The sequence below is a fragment of the Oscillospiraceae bacterium genome (genome assembly GCA_025757985.1).
Taxonomy (GTDB): domain Bacteria; phylum Bacillota; class Clostridia; order Oscillospirales; family Ruminococcaceae; genus Gemmiger.
The window spans coordinates 2,305,209-2,324,044 of sequence record CP107210.1 but is presented as its reverse complement, the minus strand read 5'-3'; the positions used below and the strand labels follow the sequence as shown (position 1 = coordinate 2,324,044).

The window sequence follows — 18,836 nt, the reverse complement described above, 5'->3', positions numbered from 1 at the left end:
AGCCCCCGCTGCCATAAGCAGCGGGGGCTTTTGCCTGCATATCGATGTTTTGCCTTTTCTCAATCCAGCCGGAACACCTGCTCCAGCTTTGGCTGGGCACCGGTGACGGGATCCATCTCCAGCTCCAGAATGTCCTTCATGTAGTCGTTCCAGCGGTCAACGACCGGGCTTTCGGCCTGCACCTTTTCGGCGTAGGCAACACCCTTTTCGCACTCGTAATAGCCGAACAGCTCATCGTTGCAGTAGAAAATGCTGTAATTGCAGATGCCTGCATCCTTCAGCACCTTGACCATCTCGGGCCAGATTTCCGCGTGGCGGCGCTGATATTCTGCCTTGCAGCCGGGCTTGATGCGGCCCTTCCATGCCATATGCTCCATTTGTATACACTCCTTTTGTTAGGGCAATAGCGCATAATTCTAAGTGCCGATACGGCGAGCGAGGTGCGGCAGCTACTAAGCCAAAAGCGCAGATAATACTAGATGTATTATCGAGCATTTTGGCAACGCAGATGCCGTGCCGCAGCCGCCGGAGCGGTGCTTAAGCCGTTAGGCGGGAATTGTGCGGTGTTGCCTTATACAAGCTTTCCCAGTTCCAGCTTTGCGCGGCGGCAGTGCTCCAGCTCGGCTACGCTGCCGTCCCACGCCTCGTTCTCACCGACAAAGCGCACGGTGCTGTCCTTGACGGTCAGGCCGTCCACGCAGCGGGCGTACAGCGCCGGGATGGCGTGCGGGTAGATGTGCCGGGCCGAGGGCTGCTCGTCAAACAGGCCGCCGGGCTGGGTGCCGTGGTGCTGCAGCGTCAGGTGCATCTCGCTGATGCGCAGGTCCTGAATTTCGCTGTCCGGCTCGCCGGCCGCAAAGGCGCAGCTTTCACTTGTCAGGTACAAATGGTCAAAGCTGACACGGCGGATCACGCCTGCCGGGCCGGTCTTGCCCTTGCGCGGCGTGGCGCTGACAAACAGCGGCTCGCCCTTGCCCCACCAGCCCGGCGCACCGGGCAGCTGGTAGGAGTCGGCGTAGCGGCGGGTGCAGCCGGTCAGATGGTGGACATGGATGTCCTCCACCGTGCCGCCGTCCCGCACCCAGACGCCCACCGCGCGGGAGCAGTCGTCAATGACGCAGTCGCTCAGCGTCACATTGCGGATCACACCGTGGGTCTCGGTTCCGATTTTCAGCGCAGAATCGCGGGAATGTAAGATGCAGCCCGTGATGGCCACATTCTCGCTCGCACCGTAGCGGCGGGACATCGGCCCGGTGGATTTGACCACGATGGCATCATCGCCGGTGCGCACGATGCAGTTGGAGATGACGACATCCTGGCAGCAATCGGGGTCGATGCCGTCATTGTTCGCGCCGCGGTCATCGTTTAAAATCATGATGTTCTGGATGCGCACATGCCGGCAGCCCGCCATGTGCAGCGTCCAGAACGCCGCGTCCTGCAGGGTCACATCGCGCACGGTAAAGTTTTCGACTGCCTCAAACAGCATCATGCGCGGGCGGAACGCCTCGCAGAATTTCGGGCATTCGTGGAAGCCGTTGTCCACATTCTTGTCCAAAAACACCTTGTCGCCCTGACCGTAGATCGTGCCCATGCCGCTGATGGTCACATTTTTGGCGTGGCTGGCCCCCAAAAAGAAGCCGCCCTCCCAGCCGTCGGCGGTGTCGTCAGGGTCGGTGCCGTCCCCGCCCTGCGGGAACGGGGTAATATCTGCGGGGTTCAGGCTGCTGATAAGCACCGCGCCGCTCTCCAGATGCAGCTCCACATTGTCCTTCAGCAGCACGGAGCCGCTCAAAAAGCGCCCGGCCGGCACGATAACGCGCCCGCCGCCCGCCGCTGCGGCCGCATCGACCGCCTGTTGGATGGCTGCCGCGCAGTTGGTCACACCGTCTGCCACAGCGCCGTAGCGTAAGATACTGTAGTCCATCGCTCCTGCTCCTTATTTTGTCTATGGCAACACCGCACAATTCCCGCCTGACGGCTTAAGCACCGCTCCGGCGGCTGCGGCACGGCATCTGCGTTGCCAAAATGCTCGATAAGACATCCAGTATTATCTGCGCTTTTGGCTTAGCAGCTGCCGCACCTCGCTCGCCGTATCGGCACTTAGAATTATGCGGTATTGCCCTATATTCTTCCTTCAGCATAGCACAGAAGCAGGGGTATGTAAAGTGCAATTATCACAAAGGATACTGCACTATGCCGCATATCTTTTGCTGCCCCGGCATTGTACAATAAAGAATAATTACAAGGTACAGGAGAGGAATGTTATGCCCTGCACGCTGCCTGCATCGCTGGCCGATGCCGCCGTCTGCCGCGGCTCCTTTCATGCCGTTTTGGGCAGGGAGGTTGAGGATACCGTTTTTGCCGACTTTTCCGCCGCGCTGCAAAAAGCACAGGCGGAGGGGCGGATCCTGACCGCAAGCCTTTTCCGGTATGAAAATCACCTGTTTTTTTATGCCGAGGGGCTGAACCGCCCGTTCACACCGCAGGGGCTTTGCCCCGCGCTGGACGCGGCGCTGCTGCCGTGGCCGCCCGCTCTGGGTGAGGCGGCACCCCGCCCATGGGCCGCCATGCAGCCGTATTTTTACCACGATGTACCCACCACCGCCGCCGACTGGCAGCGGGGCCGCTGCCCGCAGCGCCGCCGCGGCCGCATTGCGCTGCTGCCGCCCGACAGCTGGTGCAGCTATATGGAGCATCACCTGCGCATTGTCACCGAGGGGCTGGTCGAGGGGGACCGCTGGCATCTCATCTGCGTGCAGGAGGGGGTGCTTTTCTCCTACCTTGAGGAGCCGCGCACCAATGTGAACATCAAGCACCGGCCGGGCGCGCACAGCCCCGAGCTGGACGCATGGATCGCCGCCGACCCCGAAAGCCACTTTGCACGCTTTACGCCGGAGCAGAAGGCCCACCCGGACAGCGGCCACAACTTTGTATTTTTGCCCCGCATTGCGGGAACGGAGGACTGAACCATGACAAGGATCGGATGCCGCGCCCATGACTACGGCAAGCTGCCCGCCGCCGAGTTGGCCGCTGTGCTGCACGCCAAGGGCTACACCGGCGCACAGCTGGCCATGCCCCGCGGCATTGCAGGCATTGCAGATTTTGCCCATATCACCGGGGAACAGCTTGCAGAGATCCGCACGGCGTTTGCCGCGCAGGATGTGGAAATTTCGGTGCTGAGCTGCTATCAGGACCTGTCTGCCCCTGATGCGGACGCCCGCCGCGCCGCTGTGGATGCCGTAAAGCGCACGCTGGGCTATGCCAAGGTGCTGGGTGCCAAAATGGTGGGCAGCGAGACCGCGTGGGGCTCCTGCACGGACGAGGAAAAGGCTGCCCGCCGCCCGCTGATGCTTGACAGCATCGCCCGCATCACCGAGGAGGCCGCCCGCCTTGACACTGTGTTTGCGGTGGAATCGGTGGATGTACACCCGCTCTGCACGCCGGAGCTGCTGCGCGAGGTGCTGGACGCCGCCGCGGACGAAACCCACTGCCGGGTCATTTTTGACCCTGTCAACCTGTTCTGTGCCGCGGACGGGCAGGACAGGGCGTATCAGGCTGCCCACTGGAGCCGCTGGCTGGAGGTCATCGGCGATCAGCTTGGCGCCGTGCATGTCAAGGACTGCCGCATCGAGGCCGATGGCAGCAAGGCGCTGCTGCCGCTGGGCGAGGGCGATATGGATTATTCTGCCATTCGCGCCTTCCTAGCGAACCGTGCGCCCGCAGCACCGCTGCTGCGCGATGAGGTTATTCTGCCCGCCGACACCGCCGATGTGCGGTATCTGCGCAGGATGACCGACACTGTGTAAAAGTAAAAAAATTGCCCAACCGTTTTGCGGTTGGGTTTTTTCGTATTTTGTCAGCGATTCCAATAGGCCGCTGCGTTTCTGCCGGCTTCGGTGCCTACAGCGTTGTAGGCGGGCTGCAGGTAGTGGAAGCAATCCTTCATCAACCCTTTTGCGGCGAAGGTCTTGAATTGACGGCTGACCAGCACGATGTCGCCCTGTTCGGCGGCCAGTTCCTCCTGCGCCTGCTGCATGGGCAGGTACAGCTCCGGCTCATCGCGCTGGTTGCCGATTTGGATCAAAAAGCAGGTTTGCGCGCCTGCGTCCTGCATAAAGCTGTGCAGAACGCGCTCGGTGTCGGCTTTGTAAACGTCCTTGGGGGTGTGCAGGTCGCCGTCGGTGCAACCCTGGCACCAGACCATGGCGCTGTGGCGGATGGGATAGCCGTTTGCCTGCAAAAAGGCGCGCGCCTTGCGGGCGCGGCGCACGGCATCCTGATAGTACGGTGTGCCGGGCAACCACTTGGCAATGGCAGAGCCGCCCTTGGCGCAGGACACGCCCACCACCGGCACACCGGTTTGGGCGGTGCAGGCATTGACGAAGGACGACACCATCGCCCCCGTTTTCATGCCCGGTTCATACACACCAGCGGGGTCGTTCTCGTTCACACCGAAGGGTTCTTCCAGCGGGTGCAGTGTGTCGGGGTCGGTGACGGCGCGGTATTCGTACCCCATGCCGGGGGCGACAACAGGGGCAAGGGCGGCTTCCCCGCGCCCCGCCATATTACTTTGCCCCATAAAAAAGAGAAGATCTACGGTTCTCATAAAAGCTCCTTTTATCTAGGCAATACCGCACAATTCCCGCCTTACGGCTTAAGCACCGTTCCGGCGGCTGCGACACTTAGAATTATGCGGTATCGCCTTAAAACAAGAAAGATTTCACTGAGCGCCCACTGTGCGGACACTTTTTGTTTATGTCGATGCCACGGAAACCGTCGCCTTACGAGCAGGATTTTTCTGCGTCTTACGCAACAGTATGCAACCGGTGTGGCTGATAGGAAAATTATACCGCACGGAAGTGCCTAAGTGCAATCGTAAGTTGTACTCTCCGGTATTAAGTTGTACGCATCACGGCAAGATTCCGGCGGCAAAGCCCGGATTTGTATGTTTTGCAGATAAGATAGGATTCGTATTTGCTTTTTAGTATTTTATTTATTTAGTATTTATTAGTGCAGGCTTTTCCTGTACAGGTGAAACCCGTCTGGGCAAAGCCTGCACAGGAAAAGCCGTTCTTGGGTAAGAAAGCCCCAAAGGCGGGGAATTTGGGGCGGTATTTGGCTGGACAGGCACCGTGCCGATGTGGTGCGAACGCGCCCAAACAGGGGCGTTTCTCGCGGCGACAGGGGTGGTATGTGGGGCTGCTGTGGCGTGGTACTTTCGTACAATTTCTTGCCGGAAAGTAAACCTTATATACCGGTTCGTTGGGCTTTTCCTGTGCGAGAACCTCGTGATATTGGTATCCGAATTTCTCAATGGAACAAAAACTGCGCATTTATTTGATTGGAGTGTGCGAGAATCCGTTTCGAAGATTTGCCCCCAAAACTGCCCCCAAAAGGGTTTGGAACGGGTCAGCACCATGCAGCACTCCTTTGTACACATGGGACAAAATCCGTTCTGAGCCTAGGTACGCAATACCACCAAACCCAACAAAACAACATTCCAACGCATAAACTTTGAATTCCTCATAACCCGGAGGTCGCAGGTTCAAGTCCTGTCTCCGCAACCAACAAAAGCTCGTTGAAACGACAAGTTTCAACGAGCTTTTTTCTACATCATGGAAAAAGTGGTAACAAGCTGGTAACTTTGACCCCAAAATGACCCCAAAACGGGAAAATGACTGCGCCCGGGCGGTTGAGATTTTCAACCGCCCGGGCGCTTTTTGTGGATAAATTTTGCGGAGTTGGCAGGTAAATATAGGTGCGGTGTGGCGTCCTACCCTGCTTTCACCAGCACCAGAACGCTGTTGTCCGGTACGACAATCTGCTCCTGCCTGGTAGGAATCGGCGGGTATTTGTACTGGTGCAGAGCTTTTTGAATCTGCTGCTTGACCTCTAACAAGGTAGCATCCAGCGTGAGGGTGTGAACTGCAATTTTGGGGAAATCCGGGACATGCGCAGTACAGCCATCCGCTGTGATTGTACAAAGAACCGGGTAAGGCTGGTTCTCTACCGAAATGCTGTACTGCACCCCGAACATATCGTTCATCTTGTCCATCTCGTGTCGTTTGTGTTCATCCATGCTGTGGACATAGGTGTCCATCGTAAAAGCCACCGAGTAATGCCCCAGAATTGCCGACAGTGTTTTATAGTCCATACCGCGTTCCAGCGCACGGGTGGCGAAGGTGTGGCGCAGGGCGTGGAAGGTAAAGTGTCCGATGTCGGCATCTTTCAATAGACGGTCGTAGTAATCCTTGAAGGTTTTCTGCTCAAAGTAGTGTCCAAACTCGTTGGTGACGATGAAGCCATAGTCGGTGTACTTATCCCCTGCCCGAATCTTGTCCTGTGCTTGCTGTTGTTTCCAGCGGGTAAGCTCGTCTGCCATTGTGCGGGTCAGAGGAATCGTGCGGCGAGAGTTTTTCGTTTTGGGTGTGCCGAATACGATTTCGGTTTTGTTTTCGCCATCGTGGGCTTCGTACTTGGCAAGGCGGTTGATGGTGCGGCGTACATGGAGTTGGGTGGTGGAAAAGTCGATGTCCTCCCACTTCAGTGCCAGCAACTCCCCCATGCGTAACCCCGTACACAAATCCAGCCGGATAAATACCCCGTAGCGGTGGCAGTAGCTGACCTGCACCAGCGCACGCTGCTGGGCGTTGGTAAAGACTACGACTTCGGGTTTCTCTCCGCTGGGCAGGGTAACGGCATCGCAGGGGTTGTAAATCAGCAGACGCTCTTTTACTGCTTGCTGTAAGCACTTATGCAATGCCATGTGGTAGTTACGAAGCGTCTTGGGCGACAGCCCTTCCTCGCGAAATTTGTAGTTGTAAAATTCCTGCAGGGTATGAGGTTCAAGCTTCTTGAGCAGGATTTTTCCCAGTACACAAAAGTGCTTGTTGAGATAACTGCGGTAGCTGGCGTAGGTGGATTGCTTGACCGTGTCCTTCATATAGGTGTCCAGCCAGTATTCATACCATTCGCCCAGTGTCACCGACATAGGATCGCGCCAGCCCTGTGTGCGGACTTCGTGGGCTTGCTGCTGCAGGATTGCGATTGCCTCTTGCCGGGTGTTGCAGCAGGTGGATGTACGCCGGGGCTTGCCTGTCTTGTAGTCGATTCCGGCTGACAGTCGAACCTCCCACCGCCCGTCTGTTCGCTGACGGATGTTGCCCTCGTTATGCCCACGGCGCAGGGCTTTTTTAGATGTGTCTTTCACGGTGCATCGTCTCCTTTCTTGACACAAAGACTACCACAGGCTTGCGGAGAAAGCTATTCATCAGACCCGACAATCTTCGGGTTCTCGTTTTGGGCTTTATTGACCTTTTGCCGTTCCAGCCAGCCCAGCAGTTCATCCCGCCGCACCAGCAGTCGGTTTCCAATGTGGAACGCAGGAAAAGTCGCGTCGTGAAATATCCGATAGGTGGTCGAGCGTGAGATACCGAAGTAAGTTTGCACCTCCTTGGGACTTACAACATTGGGTAAATCTTGAAATTCCGTGTTCATGGGTTCCTCCTATGTAGATAAAATTAAAAGTTCTTCACTATATAGCCGCTGAGAACGGCGAAAATTACGAGGTTTTTTAAACTGTTTAGAAAAAGTTCAAATTTTTAGAAAGATTCCAAATCATATCATACAGACCGGTAGTCGCAACTTTTGCAACTGTCCTCAAAATTTTCGAAAAAATTATCTCTACTATATAGCCACTGGGAAAAGGCAAAAGGTAACGCTCGCTGAAAAAATAATGGAATTTTTTCATTAAATTTCAGTATAACAGTATAACTTGCAGGATTCCTGCAAGTTTAGAGATGTAAAGCGAAGAATTTTTTCTCAAGAACTGGCCTAAACGCCAAAATTACACTTCAAAAACAGCATATCACCCATTGTGCTAAAAACCCTTGCACTTTTACAAAATATCTAAATCCATTTTAACAAGCAATGGGGCAAAAACCCTGCCACATTACTCAAAATAAAACAGGCAAGCCGCAGATTAAAACGGCTTGCCTGTAGAATGACGATGCTGACGGTGATGACGATGTTTTTGATATACCCCTTTACCCTATCCCACGAACACCGTCACCATCGTCATCACCGTCACGCTTATAGTGAAATGACGCTTGCAGTTTACTACTGCTCAAAGCAAAAACAATGATACTACGAGAAACACAAAATCGGAATGACGCAGATGACGCTAATGACGCTGAATCTGGGATATGGTATAGGGATATCCTCAAAACAGCGTCATTAGCGTCATCTGCGTCACTATCGTCACACAAGAACAGCGAGGGGGTCTGGGGAACACCCCAGAAATGCGTTTGTGGATATCCAAACGCTATGCTAGCAAAACACATCTACGCCCCCAAAAACGATAGCACCCAACCCAGATGCCAATACAAATTCGTATATCCCCAGAGTGAATCACTTCTGATTCATCCAAAAATCTTGACTCGAAAAAGTGGATCAGTTCTGATTCATTCTTTCAGATAAGACACGATTTAAACAAAGGAAGAAATCCACATCGAAAGGCATCCACCTGATTTGAAAATTTCCCACAAAACATTCCGCGTTACCCCCTTGCCAAATTCTAAAAATCCTGTATTATAATAGGTGTGGCGCTGAAATTTGCAATCCATTGGGATCGGAGTTTCAGTATTATGAAAAATACAATGTTGGAAATGACCCGCTATGCGGCACTGGCTCGTCAGGCTGTGGCGGAGGGTGTTGTCCTGCTGAAAAATGAGGCTGTCTTACCGCTGGCTCCCGGCGGCAGGGCGGCCTTGTTTGGGTACGCACAATTTCACTACTATAAAAGCGGAACCGGATCCGGCGGACTGGTCAATGTGACCCATGTGCCGAATCTGCCGGAGATACTGGGCGGTGACGGCGGCTATCGGCTGGATGCCGAGGTGCAGGCCCGCTATGCCGCATGGCTGGCAGACCACCCCTACGAGATGGGCACCGGCTGGGCGCAGGAACCATGGTTTCAGCCGGAAATGCCGCTGGACGAAGAATTTGTCCGTGCTGCCGCTCGGCGCGCCGACACGGCGTTTATCGTCATTGGCCGCACAGCGGGCGAGGATCAAGACAACACGAACACCCCCGGCAGCTTTCTGCTGACCGAGGACGAAGAAAATATGCTGGCGCTGGTATGCCGCTATTTCAATAAATCTGTTGTGCTGCTCAATGTTGGCAACATCATTGATATGCAGTGGGTCGCGCGATATAACCCCGGCGCGGTGGCTTACATCTGGCAGGGCGGACAGGAGGGCTGCCGCGGTGTGCTGGATGTGCTGAACGGCGCGGTCAGCCCCAGCGGCAAACTGCCCGACACGATTGCCCACACCCCGGCGGATTACCCTGCTGCTGACCACTACGGTGCGGACGACCGCAATTTCTATGCCGAGGATATTTATGTCGGCTACCGCTACTTTGAAACATTTGCGCCGGAAAAGGTGCTGTATCCTTTTGGCTTCGGTCTTTCTTACACAAAATTTGAGGTTCAGCTGTTGAGCGCGGACGAAAACGCCGAGGGTATCACAGCCGTTGCCACGGTCAAAAATATCGGTGCCCGCCCAGGCAAAGAGGTCGTACAGCTGTACTGCACCGCGCCGCAGGGGCTTCTGGGCAAGCCCTCTAAGGTGCTGTGCGCCTTTGCCAAGACCAAAACACTGGACCCCGGAGAAAGCCGGACTTTGACGCTGACTGTGCCGTGGCGTAATTTTGCCAGTTATGATGACAGCGGCGCCACCGGGTACAAGTCCGCCTTTGTGCTGGAAGCCGGTGACTATGTTTTCAGTCTGGGTACCGATGTGCGCAATGCCGCGGCGGTCTTTACGGTCACGCTGCCGCTGATGGTGGTGGAGCAGCAGGAATCCGCCGCTGCACCCGCCGCAGCTTTTGAGCGGCTGCGCCCCGGTGCGGACGGTTCCCCCGCATGGGAGCCCGTCCCCACTGAGGTCGAGCTGCCCGAGACCCATCGTGCCATCCGTCTGCCGAAAGAGCACCCCCAGACCGGGGACAAGGGCATCCGCCTGCAGGATGTGGCTGACGGCAAGGCGGACATGGCTGATTTTGTCGCGCAGTTCAGCGACGACGAGCTTTGTACGATCGTCAGGGGCGAGGGAATGAACTCCCCGCGCGTTACGCCGGGTACAGCCGGGGCTATCGGCGGTGTCAGCGATGCCCTGCAGCACTACGGTCTGCCTGCCGCCTGCTGTTCCGACGGTCCCAGCGGTATCCGCATGGACTGCGGCACGGTTGCTTTCGCCATGCCCAATGGCACCTGCCTGGCTGCGACATTCAACGAGGAATTGAGTGCGGAACTCTACTCGATGGAAGGGCTGGAACTGCGCAAAAACCATGTGGACACGCTGCTGGGCCCCGGCATCAACATCCATCGCCACCCGCTGAACGGCCGCAATTTTGAGTATTTCTCCGAGGATCCGCTTTTAACCGGAAAGATGGCCTGCGCTCAGCTGCGCGGGCTGCACCGCTGGGGCGTGACCGGAACCATCAAGCACTTTGCCGCCAACAACCAGGAGCATCGCCGCCACTTTGTGGAGTCGGTCATTTCGGAACGCGCTTTGCGGGAAATCTACCTGCGCGGTTTTGAAATCGCTGTCAAGGAAGGGCGTGCCCGCTCGATCATGACATCCTACAACCCGCTGAACGGCTACTGGACGGCGAGTGATTATGACCTTGTAACGACGATTCTTCGTGATCATTGGGGCTACACTGGCCTTGTGATGAGTGACTGGTGGGCCGAGGGCAACGACCGTGGCGGTGCCGGCAGCACCAAGCATGTGGCCGCCATGGTACGCGCCCAGAATGATGTTTTTATGGTCGTGACCGACCCGGAGCATAACTCCGGTGGGGACGATCTGGCAACCGCATTGAACGAAGGCCGCCTGACCCGAGGTGAATTGCAGCGCAGCGCGGCGAACATCTGTCGCTTTTTGCTGCAAACACCTGCTTTCCGCCGCAGTATCGGCCACACGAGTGTACTGGATGACCAGCTGGAGGCAATGGCCGAGCAGGATATGCAGCAGGCGGCACAAAACGGTTTTCCCTTGACGCTGCGCGATGGCACAGCCATCGACATTGCCGCCATCGACAACGGCTACCGCCGCACGACGGCGTTCTGCGTGACAGCAGCCGAGGGCGGCAGCTACACCTTGCACCTGCGCTGCCGTGCCATGCCGGGCAACAGCCCGCTGGCCCAAATCCCGGTATCGGTGTTCGCAGGCCGTGCGTTCCTGAAAACTATGACCATCACTGGCGCTCAGACAGACTGGTGCGATTTTACCGTCAGCTTGCCCGCGTTGAACACAGGAGACGAGTTCTTCCTGCGGTTTTATTTTGGCCAGAGTGGCATGGAACTGGGCGCTGTTATATTGAAAAAATGAGAACTGCAAGGCGAAGTGGGAGGGAGGCTACGGCCTTATGAAACTTGACAGCATAAAACTTCCAAGGCAGAAAAGTGTGCGCGGCGGTTGGTTTTTATCCTACATCCTTGTACTGATCGTGCCGCTGCTGCTCTGTTTGCTTTTATATAATTACTCCGCCGGTATTATTACGGCGGAGTCCAAGCGGATCTATGGTTCGGCGCTGGATCAGGCCCGCATCGACCTGGACAGCTACCTGACCGAGATCAAGCAGACGCTTTCCCGCACAATGCAGGACCAGGCCGTGCAGCGAATGGTCACGACCAAGAAGCCGCTGGACGGTTATGATCAACTGGCATTGGTCAACACCCAGAGTGCGCTTTTGACGATTGAGGCCGGGCACCCGAATGTTACCAATGTGTGGGTCAGTCTGAACAATCTGGACAGCGTGATTTCCAGCTGGGGCTACCTTGACCAGCATCTATTTTATCTGTCCCGGTTCAAAAACAGCAGCATGAGCGAGGATGCATGGCATGAGCTGCTGCACGAAAGCCACCCCCGGTGGGAGATGGTCCAGTTAGAGAACGAAGGCGGCACAGACTTTCTTTTTATCCGCTCTGCACTGACGAGCGGGCTGTCCTACGCCGACGCTACCGTTGTGGTGACGGTGAACAAAGATCTGTTCGTCAAGCGGTTGCAGCAGTTCTGCTGGGACCCGGAGCTGGATTTCTATGTCTTAGCTCCGGACGGCACAGCCATCTGCAAAACGGCAGCGGGTGACCCGCCCGCTATGGACATTGTGCAGGCAGCGGCCGACGGTTCGTTTGCCTTTGGATCGGGCGGTCAGCAAGCCTACCTGACCCGTGCCAGCAGCGTGACGGATTGGAAGTATGTGCTGAACATTTCCAATAAGCTGCTGATGAAAAACACCCGGATGACCCAGCTGTTCACCTGGGGTGGCATGGTGCTCTGCATGATGTTAGGGTTGGGGTTGTCTGCTGGGCTGACAAAGAAAAATTATCAGCCGCTGGGCGCGTTGGTCAGCCCCTATGACGGCACCGACGAGGCTCCCGATCTGATTGAGAAAAACGAGTTTGAGCGGCTGGAATACTACTCCCAAAAGAGCCGCCGCGAGCGCAGCGACCAACAGCATGAGCTGTGGAAAAGCCAGCAGACCCTGCGGCGCTACTATTTAAAATCCCTGTTGGAAAGCCCGATGGGTCTCAGCCAAGAGACTGCCGAGCGCGGCGGCATCCGGTTTGACGCGCTGTTTTATACGGTGGTCGTCTTTAAAAATCCGATGGCCGACAGCGCACCGGAGGGGGATGGCTCGCTCTTTACGGCGCTGCAGATCGCTATTATGAACATTTTCCAGGAAATTGCCGAGCCGCACTTTGCACTGGAACTGACCGCCCTGGGTGAGACCTGCGTGGCCATCGTGGGCATGCAGGAAAACACCCTCGCACAGGATGAGCAGCTGCTGGCGGACATCCGTGAGACACAGCAGCAGATTCGTGCCCACTTCCGTGTGAACCCGGGGGCGGCCGTGGGCGAGACCCACGCCGGGGCGGCGGACATCCGCGCAGCCTATCAAGAGGCGCTGGAAGCGCTGAGTTACCTGAGGGATGACGGCGAGCCGGTGGCCTACCGTGGCATCCATGATGCCCGCACGGCCTACACATTCCCTTTGGAGACCGAGCGCAAGCTCATGGATTTGATTTCCTTGGGCAGCGAGGAAAACACCGCCGCCCTTATCCGGCAGGCGTTCCCGCTGGACGGTGAGGTACAGGACCCCAATGTGGCACGCTGCCTTGCCTATGACATTACGGCGGCCCTTATCAAGGGCGCAGCTATGGCCGGGCTGGACGACCAGAAGGACATCCGCTTCTCGCCCGGGGATGCGGGCAGCCCCGAGGAATTGCAGGCACATTTGATTAAAATTTCCGCTACGCTCTGTGGCCGTGTGCGGCTGCTGAAGGGCAGCACCAGTACGACCCGCGCCCTCTGCGACCGGGTGGAGCAGTACATCAGGGAAAACTATGCCGACCCGGACCTGAATATCTCCCAGGTGGGGCAGCACTTTGACATGACGCCCACCTACTTGTCCGCGCAGTTCAAGAAAGAGACCGGGGTGGCGTTGTTGGCCTATATCAGTAATGTTCGCGTTGAAGCTGCTAAGCAACTGCTGGCGCAGGGGCTTTCGGTGGCAAAAATTGCCGAGCAGACCGGCTACCGGGACAGCGGCTCACTGATCCGCGTGTTCAAAAAGGTTACCGGCATGACGCCCGGGCAGTACAAGGCTGCACACAGCGAGGAGTAACCCCCAAAAGCAAAAGCCGGACTGTCGCAGTCCGGCTTTTGCTTTTGCACATGGCACTTATACAAGATGCACAAAAATAGACCTGTGCATTTTGTGCATAAATTTTGCCGTTTTGGAAATTGCCTATGAATTTTGGAAAATTCCCATGTTCGATTTGAGGTTTTGCCTATTTTTTAGGGCTTTTTATTCTGGTTTTGCTGCTGGCGGTGTGGTAGGCTCTAAGCACGGAACGAACACCGGCCACCGAAAATCAAATCCATTCAGCGCCACAAAACCTCGGCAGCCGGGCCTCGTTCAATAAGAGAAAACGACCACAAACACAAAGAAGAAGGAGGAACCCCAACATGAAAAAAATCAAGCAGGCCACCGCGCTGGCCGCTGCGGCAGCCCTGTCCGCCACAATGCTGGCAGGCTGCGGCGGCAGCACCGAAAGCACGGCATCCACCGCGACCGAGACCGCCAGCAGTGCCTCTACCGCTGCCGAGAGCGGTAACGCAGGTGAGTTCACCTACCCGATGGCCGCAGGTCACAGCATCACCTACTGGTGCAACCTGAACGAGAACATCGGCTCCTATTATAAGGACATGGGCGAAAGCCCCTTTGGCAAGGGGCTGATGGAGAACACCGGCGTAAACATCACCTTCCTTCACCCGCCAACAGGCGGCGAGAATGAGCAGTTCAACCTGCTGGTTGCTGATGGTGATCTGCCTGATGTTATGGAATGCCACTGGCAGAACTACCCCGGCGGCCCCGAAAAGGCAATCTCCGATGGTGTTATCGTCTCGCTGAATGACATCATCAACCAGTACTGCCCAAACTTGAAAGCCTACCTGGACGCCAACCCCGAAATTGCCCGCCAGTGCCGCACCGATGACGGCAACTACTATGCATTCCCGTTCATCCGCGGCAATGAGGAACTGCGTGTCACGGAGGGACTGTTCATCCGGCAGGACTGGCTTGATGAGCTTGGCTTGGAAATCCCCACCACCATTGACGAGTGGCACACCGTGCTGACTGCCTTTAAGGAAGAAAAGGGCGCAACCGCTCCGTTCTGCTATGAATGGACGATGGGTTCCCTGACCGACAACAACCCCTTTGCTTACGCTTATGATACGAAACGCGGTTTTTATGTAGGCGAGGATGGAAAGTCCCACTACGGCGCGGCCGAGCAAAACTACAAAGAGTACCTGCAGACCATGCACGATTGGTATGCCGAGGGTCTGCTGGACCCCGACATGATGACTTCCAGCTACGAGACGGTCAGCGCCAAGATGAGTAACGGCAATGCCGGTGCGTCCTTTGGCTGGGCAGGTTCCCGCATGGGTGTCTGGAGCAATGCCGGTGTCGAAATCGAACCCAAGTTTAACCTGCAGCCCTGCCCCTATCCCTCCCGTGATAAGAATACCATTGTCAAGATGGGGCAGATTGACAGCGCCTGTCCCAACCAGGGCATGGTCGCCATCACCACCTCCTGCAAGGATGTTGAGGCTGCTGCCCGCCTGCTGGACTGGGGTTACAGCGACGAAGGTCATATGTACTATAACTTCGGTACGGAGGGTGTTTCCTACGAGCTCGTCAATGGTGAGCCTGTCTACACAGACCTGATCTTGAAAAACTCCGATGGCATGGCTCCCGGTATGGTTATGACCCATTACATCCGCGGCAACTACAACGGTCCTTTCGTGCAGGATCTCAGATATTTGAAGCAGTATTACACGCTGGATGGTCAGAAGAAGTCCAATGAGACTTGGGCTGTGGCGACTGCTGCCCAATATGCCATGCCCAATGTCACCCCTACGGCCGAGGAGAGTGAGGAGTACTCCACCATCATGAACGAGGTCGAGACCTACCGCGATGAGATGACCAACAAGTTCATTCTGGGTACCGAGAGTCTGGATAACTTCGACCAGTATGTTGAGACGCTGAACAGCCTGGGTCTGCAGCGCGCCATCGAGATTCAGGACGCTGCTCTGGAACGCTACAACAAGCGCTGATAACACCCTGTTTCGGCAGCCATAACATGGGACGGGCAGCTGGCCCGTCCCACTTTTTTCTCAAAGGGAGAAATTCTTATGAAAACACCTACCGCCAACAAGACGGAAAAAACGACCAAGCCGGTCAACCGCAACGGCTTTGCGTTCCGCGCCCGCCGGGACTGGCAACGCAACTGGGAGCTATACATCATTATCATCCCCGTGCTGATGTATTTTATTCTGTTCCAGTATAAGCCGATGTACGGTGCGCTGATCGCATTCAAAAACTACAAGCCTGCACTGGGATTTCTCGGTAGTCCGTGGGTCGGCTTGGACAATTTTACCCGCTTTTTCACAAGCCCGTTCTTTGGGCGTCTTGTCCGCAACACGCTGCTGCTGAGCTTTGAGCTGCTGCTGTTCGGCTTCCCTGCGCCCATCATTCTGGCGCTGCTTATCAACGAAGTCCATCATAAGGGTTTTAAAAAGAGTGTTCAGACGCTGACCTATCTGCCCCACTTCATCTCGCTGATCGTCGTCGTCGGCATGATTACCGACTTCTCGATGACAAGCGGTCTGTTCAATGACATCATTGTCTTTTTCGGCGGTGAGCGCAGCCCGCTTTTGCAGAACCCGGCACTCTATCGCACCATCTATGTGCTGTCCGACATTTGGCAGCAGGTTGGCTGGGGCTCCATTATTTATCTGTCGGCTTTGTCCGGCGTGGATGCCCAGCTGTATGATGCTGCTTCCATCGACGGCGCGGGTCGCTTCCAGAAGCTCTTGCATGTCACACTGCCGGGCATCATGCCCACCATCATCACGATGCTGATCCTGCGCATCGGCAGCTTGATGAGCATCGGCTACGAAAAGACCATCCTGCTCTACAACCCATCCACCTACGACACGGCGGATATTATCTCGTCCTATGTTTATCGCGTCGGTCTGCTGGAACAGGGCTGGAGCTACTCTACGGCCATCGGCCTGTTCAACAGTGTCATCAACTTGATTTTACTGGTGCTGGCGAACAAGCTCAGTAAAAAGCTGGCCGACACGAGCCTTTGGTAAGGGGGAACCACCATGCAGAAAACAAAAAGCACGAAGATCAAAATGTCCACCGGCGAAAAGATCTTCTCCGTCATCAACTATATTTTCCTGGCACTGGTGGCCGCCGCCTGTCTGTACCCGATGCTGTATGTGTTGTTTGCGTCTTTCTCCAACAGCAATCAGCTTATGCGCCACACCGGCATTCTGTTGTGGCCGCAGGGTTTCAGCGCCGGCGCGTATGAAATGGTGTTCAAAAACCCGATGATAGCGCGCGGCTACCTGAATACGATGTTCGTGCTTGTCATGAGTTTGATTTTGCAGATCACGCTGACCTCGCTGGGTGCGTACTTTCTCTCCCGCCGCAATGTCATGTTCCAGAAGCCCATCATGCTGCTCATCACCTTTACAATGTTCTTCTCCGGCGGCATGATTCCCACCTACTTGAATATGAAGAGCCTGCACCTGACGGGCAGCCTGTGGGGCTTGATCCTGCCGTTCATGATCAGCGTGTACAATCTGATTATTCTGAAAACCTCGTTTGCATCTATTCCGGAATCCTTGATTGAGGCCGCCCGCATCGACGGCGCAAGCCATCTGAAGGTGCTGTTCTCCATTGTGCTGCCGTTGTCCAAGGCAATTCTGGCTGTTATGGTGCTGTATTATGGTGTCGGTGTGTGGAACGGCTGGTTCTGGGCGTCTGCTATCCTGCGTGACCGCGAGATGTACCCCCTGCAGCTCGTCCTGCGCGAGATCTTACTGCAGAACAGTACCTCCAACATGACGGGCGGCACCAGCGTCGGCGATGTGGAATCTGTGGCCGCCACTGTCAAGTATGCCACCATCATGGTCGCAACGGTGCCGATCCTCTGCATCTATCCGTTCCTGCAGAAATACTTTGCCGCCGGCGTCATGGTCGGCGCAGTCAAGGAGTAAAGGAGAAAAAGTATGTCTGAACGTTTCACTGCGCCGCAGGATGATGCGCTGTATTTACAGATGTGCGCGGAAATCGAGGAAAAGCTGCGCCGTGCCGCGCCGCTGTACACCCGCCGCTACCCCCATGTCAGCACCCTGCCCGCCGAGGGGCTGCGCTACACGCCGGAGGAAAACAACCTCTGGACTTCCTCTTTTTTCCCCGGCATGATGTGCTTGGCCGCCAAGCGCACCGGAGACGCTGCGTTCCTGCAATACAAGGACGACTACCTGGCATCGTTCAAGGCACGGCTGGATAACCGCGTCGGCATCAGCCACGATCTGGGCTTTTTGTACACCTTGTCCGCTGTTGCTTTGTACAAGCTGACGGGGGATGAGGAGGCCAGAGCGCTGGCCCTGCGCGCTGCCGATATGCTGTGTGAGCGCTACAACGAGAAAGGCCGCTACATTCAAGCGTGGGGCGAGTTCAATGTCGGCACGCCCTATGTGAAAATCATCGTGGATACGATGCTGAACCTGCCGCTGCTGTTCTGGGCCGGCGAGACGACCGGGAACGCCCGCTATACGAACATTGCCATCGCCCATGCTCACACCTGCGCAGACTATCTCGTGCGGGAGGATTACTCCTCGTTCCACACCTATCTGATGGATCCCGCCACAGGTAAGGCTGTTGAAGGTCGCACGCATCAGGGTTTCCACGATAACACAACTTGGGCGCGCGGGCAGGCATGGGTCGTGACCGGGTTTGCGCTGGCCTATACCTACACAAAAGAACCGCGCTTTCTGGAAGTGAGCCGCAAGGCCGCCGCGTTTTTTTTTGCAGAACCTGCCCGCCGACTTTGTTCCCTACTGGGATTTCACCTTTAACGACCGCATCCCCGATATTCGGGACAGCTCCGCCGCGTCGATTTTTACCTGTGGTCTGCTGGAACTGGCACAGTATGTGGACGACGCCGAGGCCGCGCAAGACCGCGCCGCCGCCCGAACCATTGTGCGCAGCCTCTACGACCATTATTTTCTGCATGACCCCGACCGCGCGGGCGTGCTGACCGACGCCATCTACCACCGCGATACCGGTGCAACCTGCGTCATCTGGGGCGACTATTTCTTCTATGAGACCCTGTTGCGCCTGCTGGGCGGGGATAAGTGCTTCTGGTAAAACCAAAAGGCGAGGCGGAAGCCCCGCCTTTTATT

General features: G+C 56.2%; 14 protein-coding genes. 9 read left to right on the top strand and 5 right to left on the bottom strand.

Annotated features, from left to right (window positions below; translation table 11 throughout):
* Positions 1-59 precede the first annotated feature (59 nt).
* Positions 60-377 carry an L-rhamnose mutarotase gene (locus tag OGM67_11160; protein ID UYJ34135.1) on the bottom strand — a complete coding sequence of 106 codons (318 nt, stop codon included), beginning with the start codon at positions 375-377 and terminating at the stop codon, positions 60-62.
* 194 nt (positions 378-571) lie between these two features.
* On the bottom strand, positions 572-1,924 hold the full coding sequence (locus tag OGM67_11155; protein ID UYJ34134.1) for a glycosyl hydrolase family 28 protein: 1,353 nt from the start codon (positions 1,922-1,924) through the stop codon (positions 572-574).
* Between the two features lie 340 nt (positions 1,925-2,264).
* Between OGM67_11155 and OGM67_11150 the strand changes: the two genes are divergently transcribed.
* The gene (locus OGM67_11150; protein ID UYJ34133.1) at positions 2,265-2,966 is read left to right on the top strand and encodes a hypothetical protein; all 702 of its coding nucleotides are present in this window, start codon (positions 2,265-2,267) and stop codon (positions 2,964-2,966) included.
* A gap of 3 nt (positions 2,967-2,969) precedes the next feature.
* Positions 2,970-3,806, top strand: coding sequence for a sugar phosphate isomerase/epimerase (locus OGM67_11145; protein UYJ34132.1), 837 nt, complete (start codon positions 2,970-2,972; stop codon positions 3,804-3,806).
* 50 nt (positions 3,807-3,856) lie between these two features.
* Here OGM67_11145 and OGM67_11140 read toward each other — a convergent pair whose 3' ends face one another.
* The 3 genes from OGM67_11140 to OGM67_11130 all read right to left on the bottom strand — a co-directional run bounded on the left by OGM67_11140 (position 3,857) and on the right by OGM67_11130 (position 7,497).
* Positions 3,857-4,606, bottom strand: coding sequence for a sialate O-acetylesterase (locus tag OGM67_11140; protein ID UYJ34131.1), 750 nt, complete (start codon positions 4,604-4,606; stop codon positions 3,857-3,859).
* A gap of 1,167 nt (positions 4,607-5,773) precedes the next feature.
* On the bottom strand, positions 5,774-7,210 hold the full coding sequence (locus OGM67_11135) for a site-specific integrase (GenBank protein ID UYJ34130.1): 1,437 nt from the start codon (positions 7,208-7,210) through the stop codon (positions 5,774-5,776).
* Positions 7,211-7,263: 53 nt separating this feature from the next.
* Positions 7,264-7,497 (bottom strand): helix-turn-helix domain-containing protein, encoded by a 234-nt coding sequence (locus OGM67_11130; GenBank protein UYJ34129.1) that lies wholly within the window; start codon positions 7,495-7,497, stop codon positions 7,264-7,266.
* A 1,148-nt stretch (positions 7,498-8,645) separates the two neighbouring features.
* On the opposite strand from OGM67_11130, the gene OGM67_11125 reads away from it, so the two are divergent.
* The 7 genes from OGM67_11125 to OGM67_11095 all read left to right on the top strand — a co-directional run bounded on the left by OGM67_11125 (position 8,646) and on the right by OGM67_11095 (position 18,801).
* Positions 8,646-11,396: a glycoside hydrolase family 3 C-terminal domain-containing protein gene (locus OGM67_11125; GenBank protein ID UYJ34128.1), complete on the top strand. Its 2,751-nt coding sequence runs from the start codon at positions 8,646-8,648 to the stop codon at positions 11,394-11,396.
* Positions 11,397-11,433: 37 nt separating this feature from the next.
* Positions 11,434-13,695: a helix-turn-helix domain-containing protein gene (locus OGM67_11120; GenBank protein ID UYJ34127.1), complete on the top strand. Its 2,262-nt coding sequence runs from the start codon at positions 11,434-11,436 to the stop codon at positions 13,693-13,695.
* Positions 13,696-14,039: 344 nt separating this feature from the next.
* Positions 14,040-15,689 (top strand): extracellular solute-binding protein, encoded by a 1,650-nt coding sequence (locus OGM67_11115; protein UYJ34126.1) that lies wholly within the window; start codon positions 14,040-14,042, stop codon positions 15,687-15,689.
* Positions 15,690-15,767: 78 nt separating this feature from the next.
* Entirely contained in the window at positions 15,768-16,733 is a 966-nt protein-coding gene (locus tag OGM67_11110) for an ABC transporter permease subunit (protein UYJ34125.1), read from the top strand.
* 12 nt (positions 16,734-16,745) lie between these two features.
* Complete coding sequence (locus OGM67_11105; GenBank protein ID UYJ34124.1) at positions 16,746-17,645, top strand: carbohydrate ABC transporter permease; 900 nt, start codon at positions 16,746-16,748, stop codon at positions 17,643-17,645.
* Positions 17,646-17,657: 12 nt separating this feature from the next.
* Positions 17,658-18,509, top strand: a complete 852-nt coding sequence (locus OGM67_11100; GenBank protein ID UYJ34123.1) for a glycoside hydrolase family 88 protein — start codon at positions 17,658-17,660, stop codon at positions 18,507-18,509.
* Positions 18,460-18,801: a hypothetical protein gene (locus OGM67_11095; protein UYJ34122.1), complete on the top strand. Its 342-nt coding sequence runs from the start codon at positions 18,460-18,462 to the stop codon at positions 18,799-18,801. The genes OGM67_11100 and OGM67_11095 overlap by 50 nt, the downstream gene beginning before the upstream one ends.
* Positions 18,802-18,836: the final 35 nt, after the last annotated feature.

Excerpts from the sequence above, each read along its gene's own strand:
- OGM67_11110 (UYJ34125.1), top strand. The coding sequence starts at position 15,768 with ATGAAAACACCTACCGCCAACAAGACGGAAAAAACGACCAAGCCGGTC.
- OGM67_11145 (UYJ34132.1), top strand. The coding sequence starts at position 2,970 with ATGACAAGGATCGGATGCCGCGCCCATGACTACGGCAAGCTGCCCGCC.
- OGM67_11160 (UYJ34135.1), bottom strand. The coding sequence starts at position 377 with ATGGAGCATATGGCATGGAAGGGCCGCATCAAGCCCGGCTGCAAGGCA.
- OGM67_11140 (UYJ34131.1), bottom strand. The coding sequence starts at position 4,606 with ATGAGAACCGTAGATCTTCTCTTTTTTATGGGGCAAAGTAATATGGCG.
- OGM67_11125 (UYJ34128.1), top strand. The coding sequence starts at position 8,646 with ATGAAAAATACAATGTTGGAAATGACCCGCTATGCGGCACTGGCTCGT.
- OGM67_11120 (UYJ34127.1), top strand. The coding sequence starts at position 11,434 with ATGAAACTTGACAGCATAAAACTTCCAAGGCAGAAAAGTGTGCGCGGC.
- OGM67_11105 (UYJ34124.1), top strand. The coding sequence starts at position 16,746 with ATGCAGAAAACAAAAAGCACGAAGATCAAAATGTCCACCGGCGAAAAG.
- OGM67_11100 (UYJ34123.1), top strand. The coding sequence starts at position 17,658 with ATGTCTGAACGTTTCACTGCGCCGCAGGATGATGCGCTGTATTTACAG.
- OGM67_11150 (UYJ34133.1), top strand. The coding sequence starts at position 2,265 with ATGCCCTGCACGCTGCCTGCATCGCTGGCCGATGCCGCCGTCTGCCGC.
- OGM67_11155 (UYJ34134.1), bottom strand. The coding sequence starts at position 1,924 with ATGGACTACAGTATCTTACGCTACGGCGCTGTGGCAGACGGTGTGACC.
- OGM67_11130 (UYJ34129.1), bottom strand. The coding sequence starts at position 7,497 with ATGAACACGGAATTTCAAGATTTACCCAATGTTGTAAGTCCCAAGGAG.
- OGM67_11115 (UYJ34126.1), top strand. The coding sequence starts at position 14,040 with ATGAAAAAAATCAAGCAGGCCACCGCGCTGGCCGCTGCGGCAGCCCTG.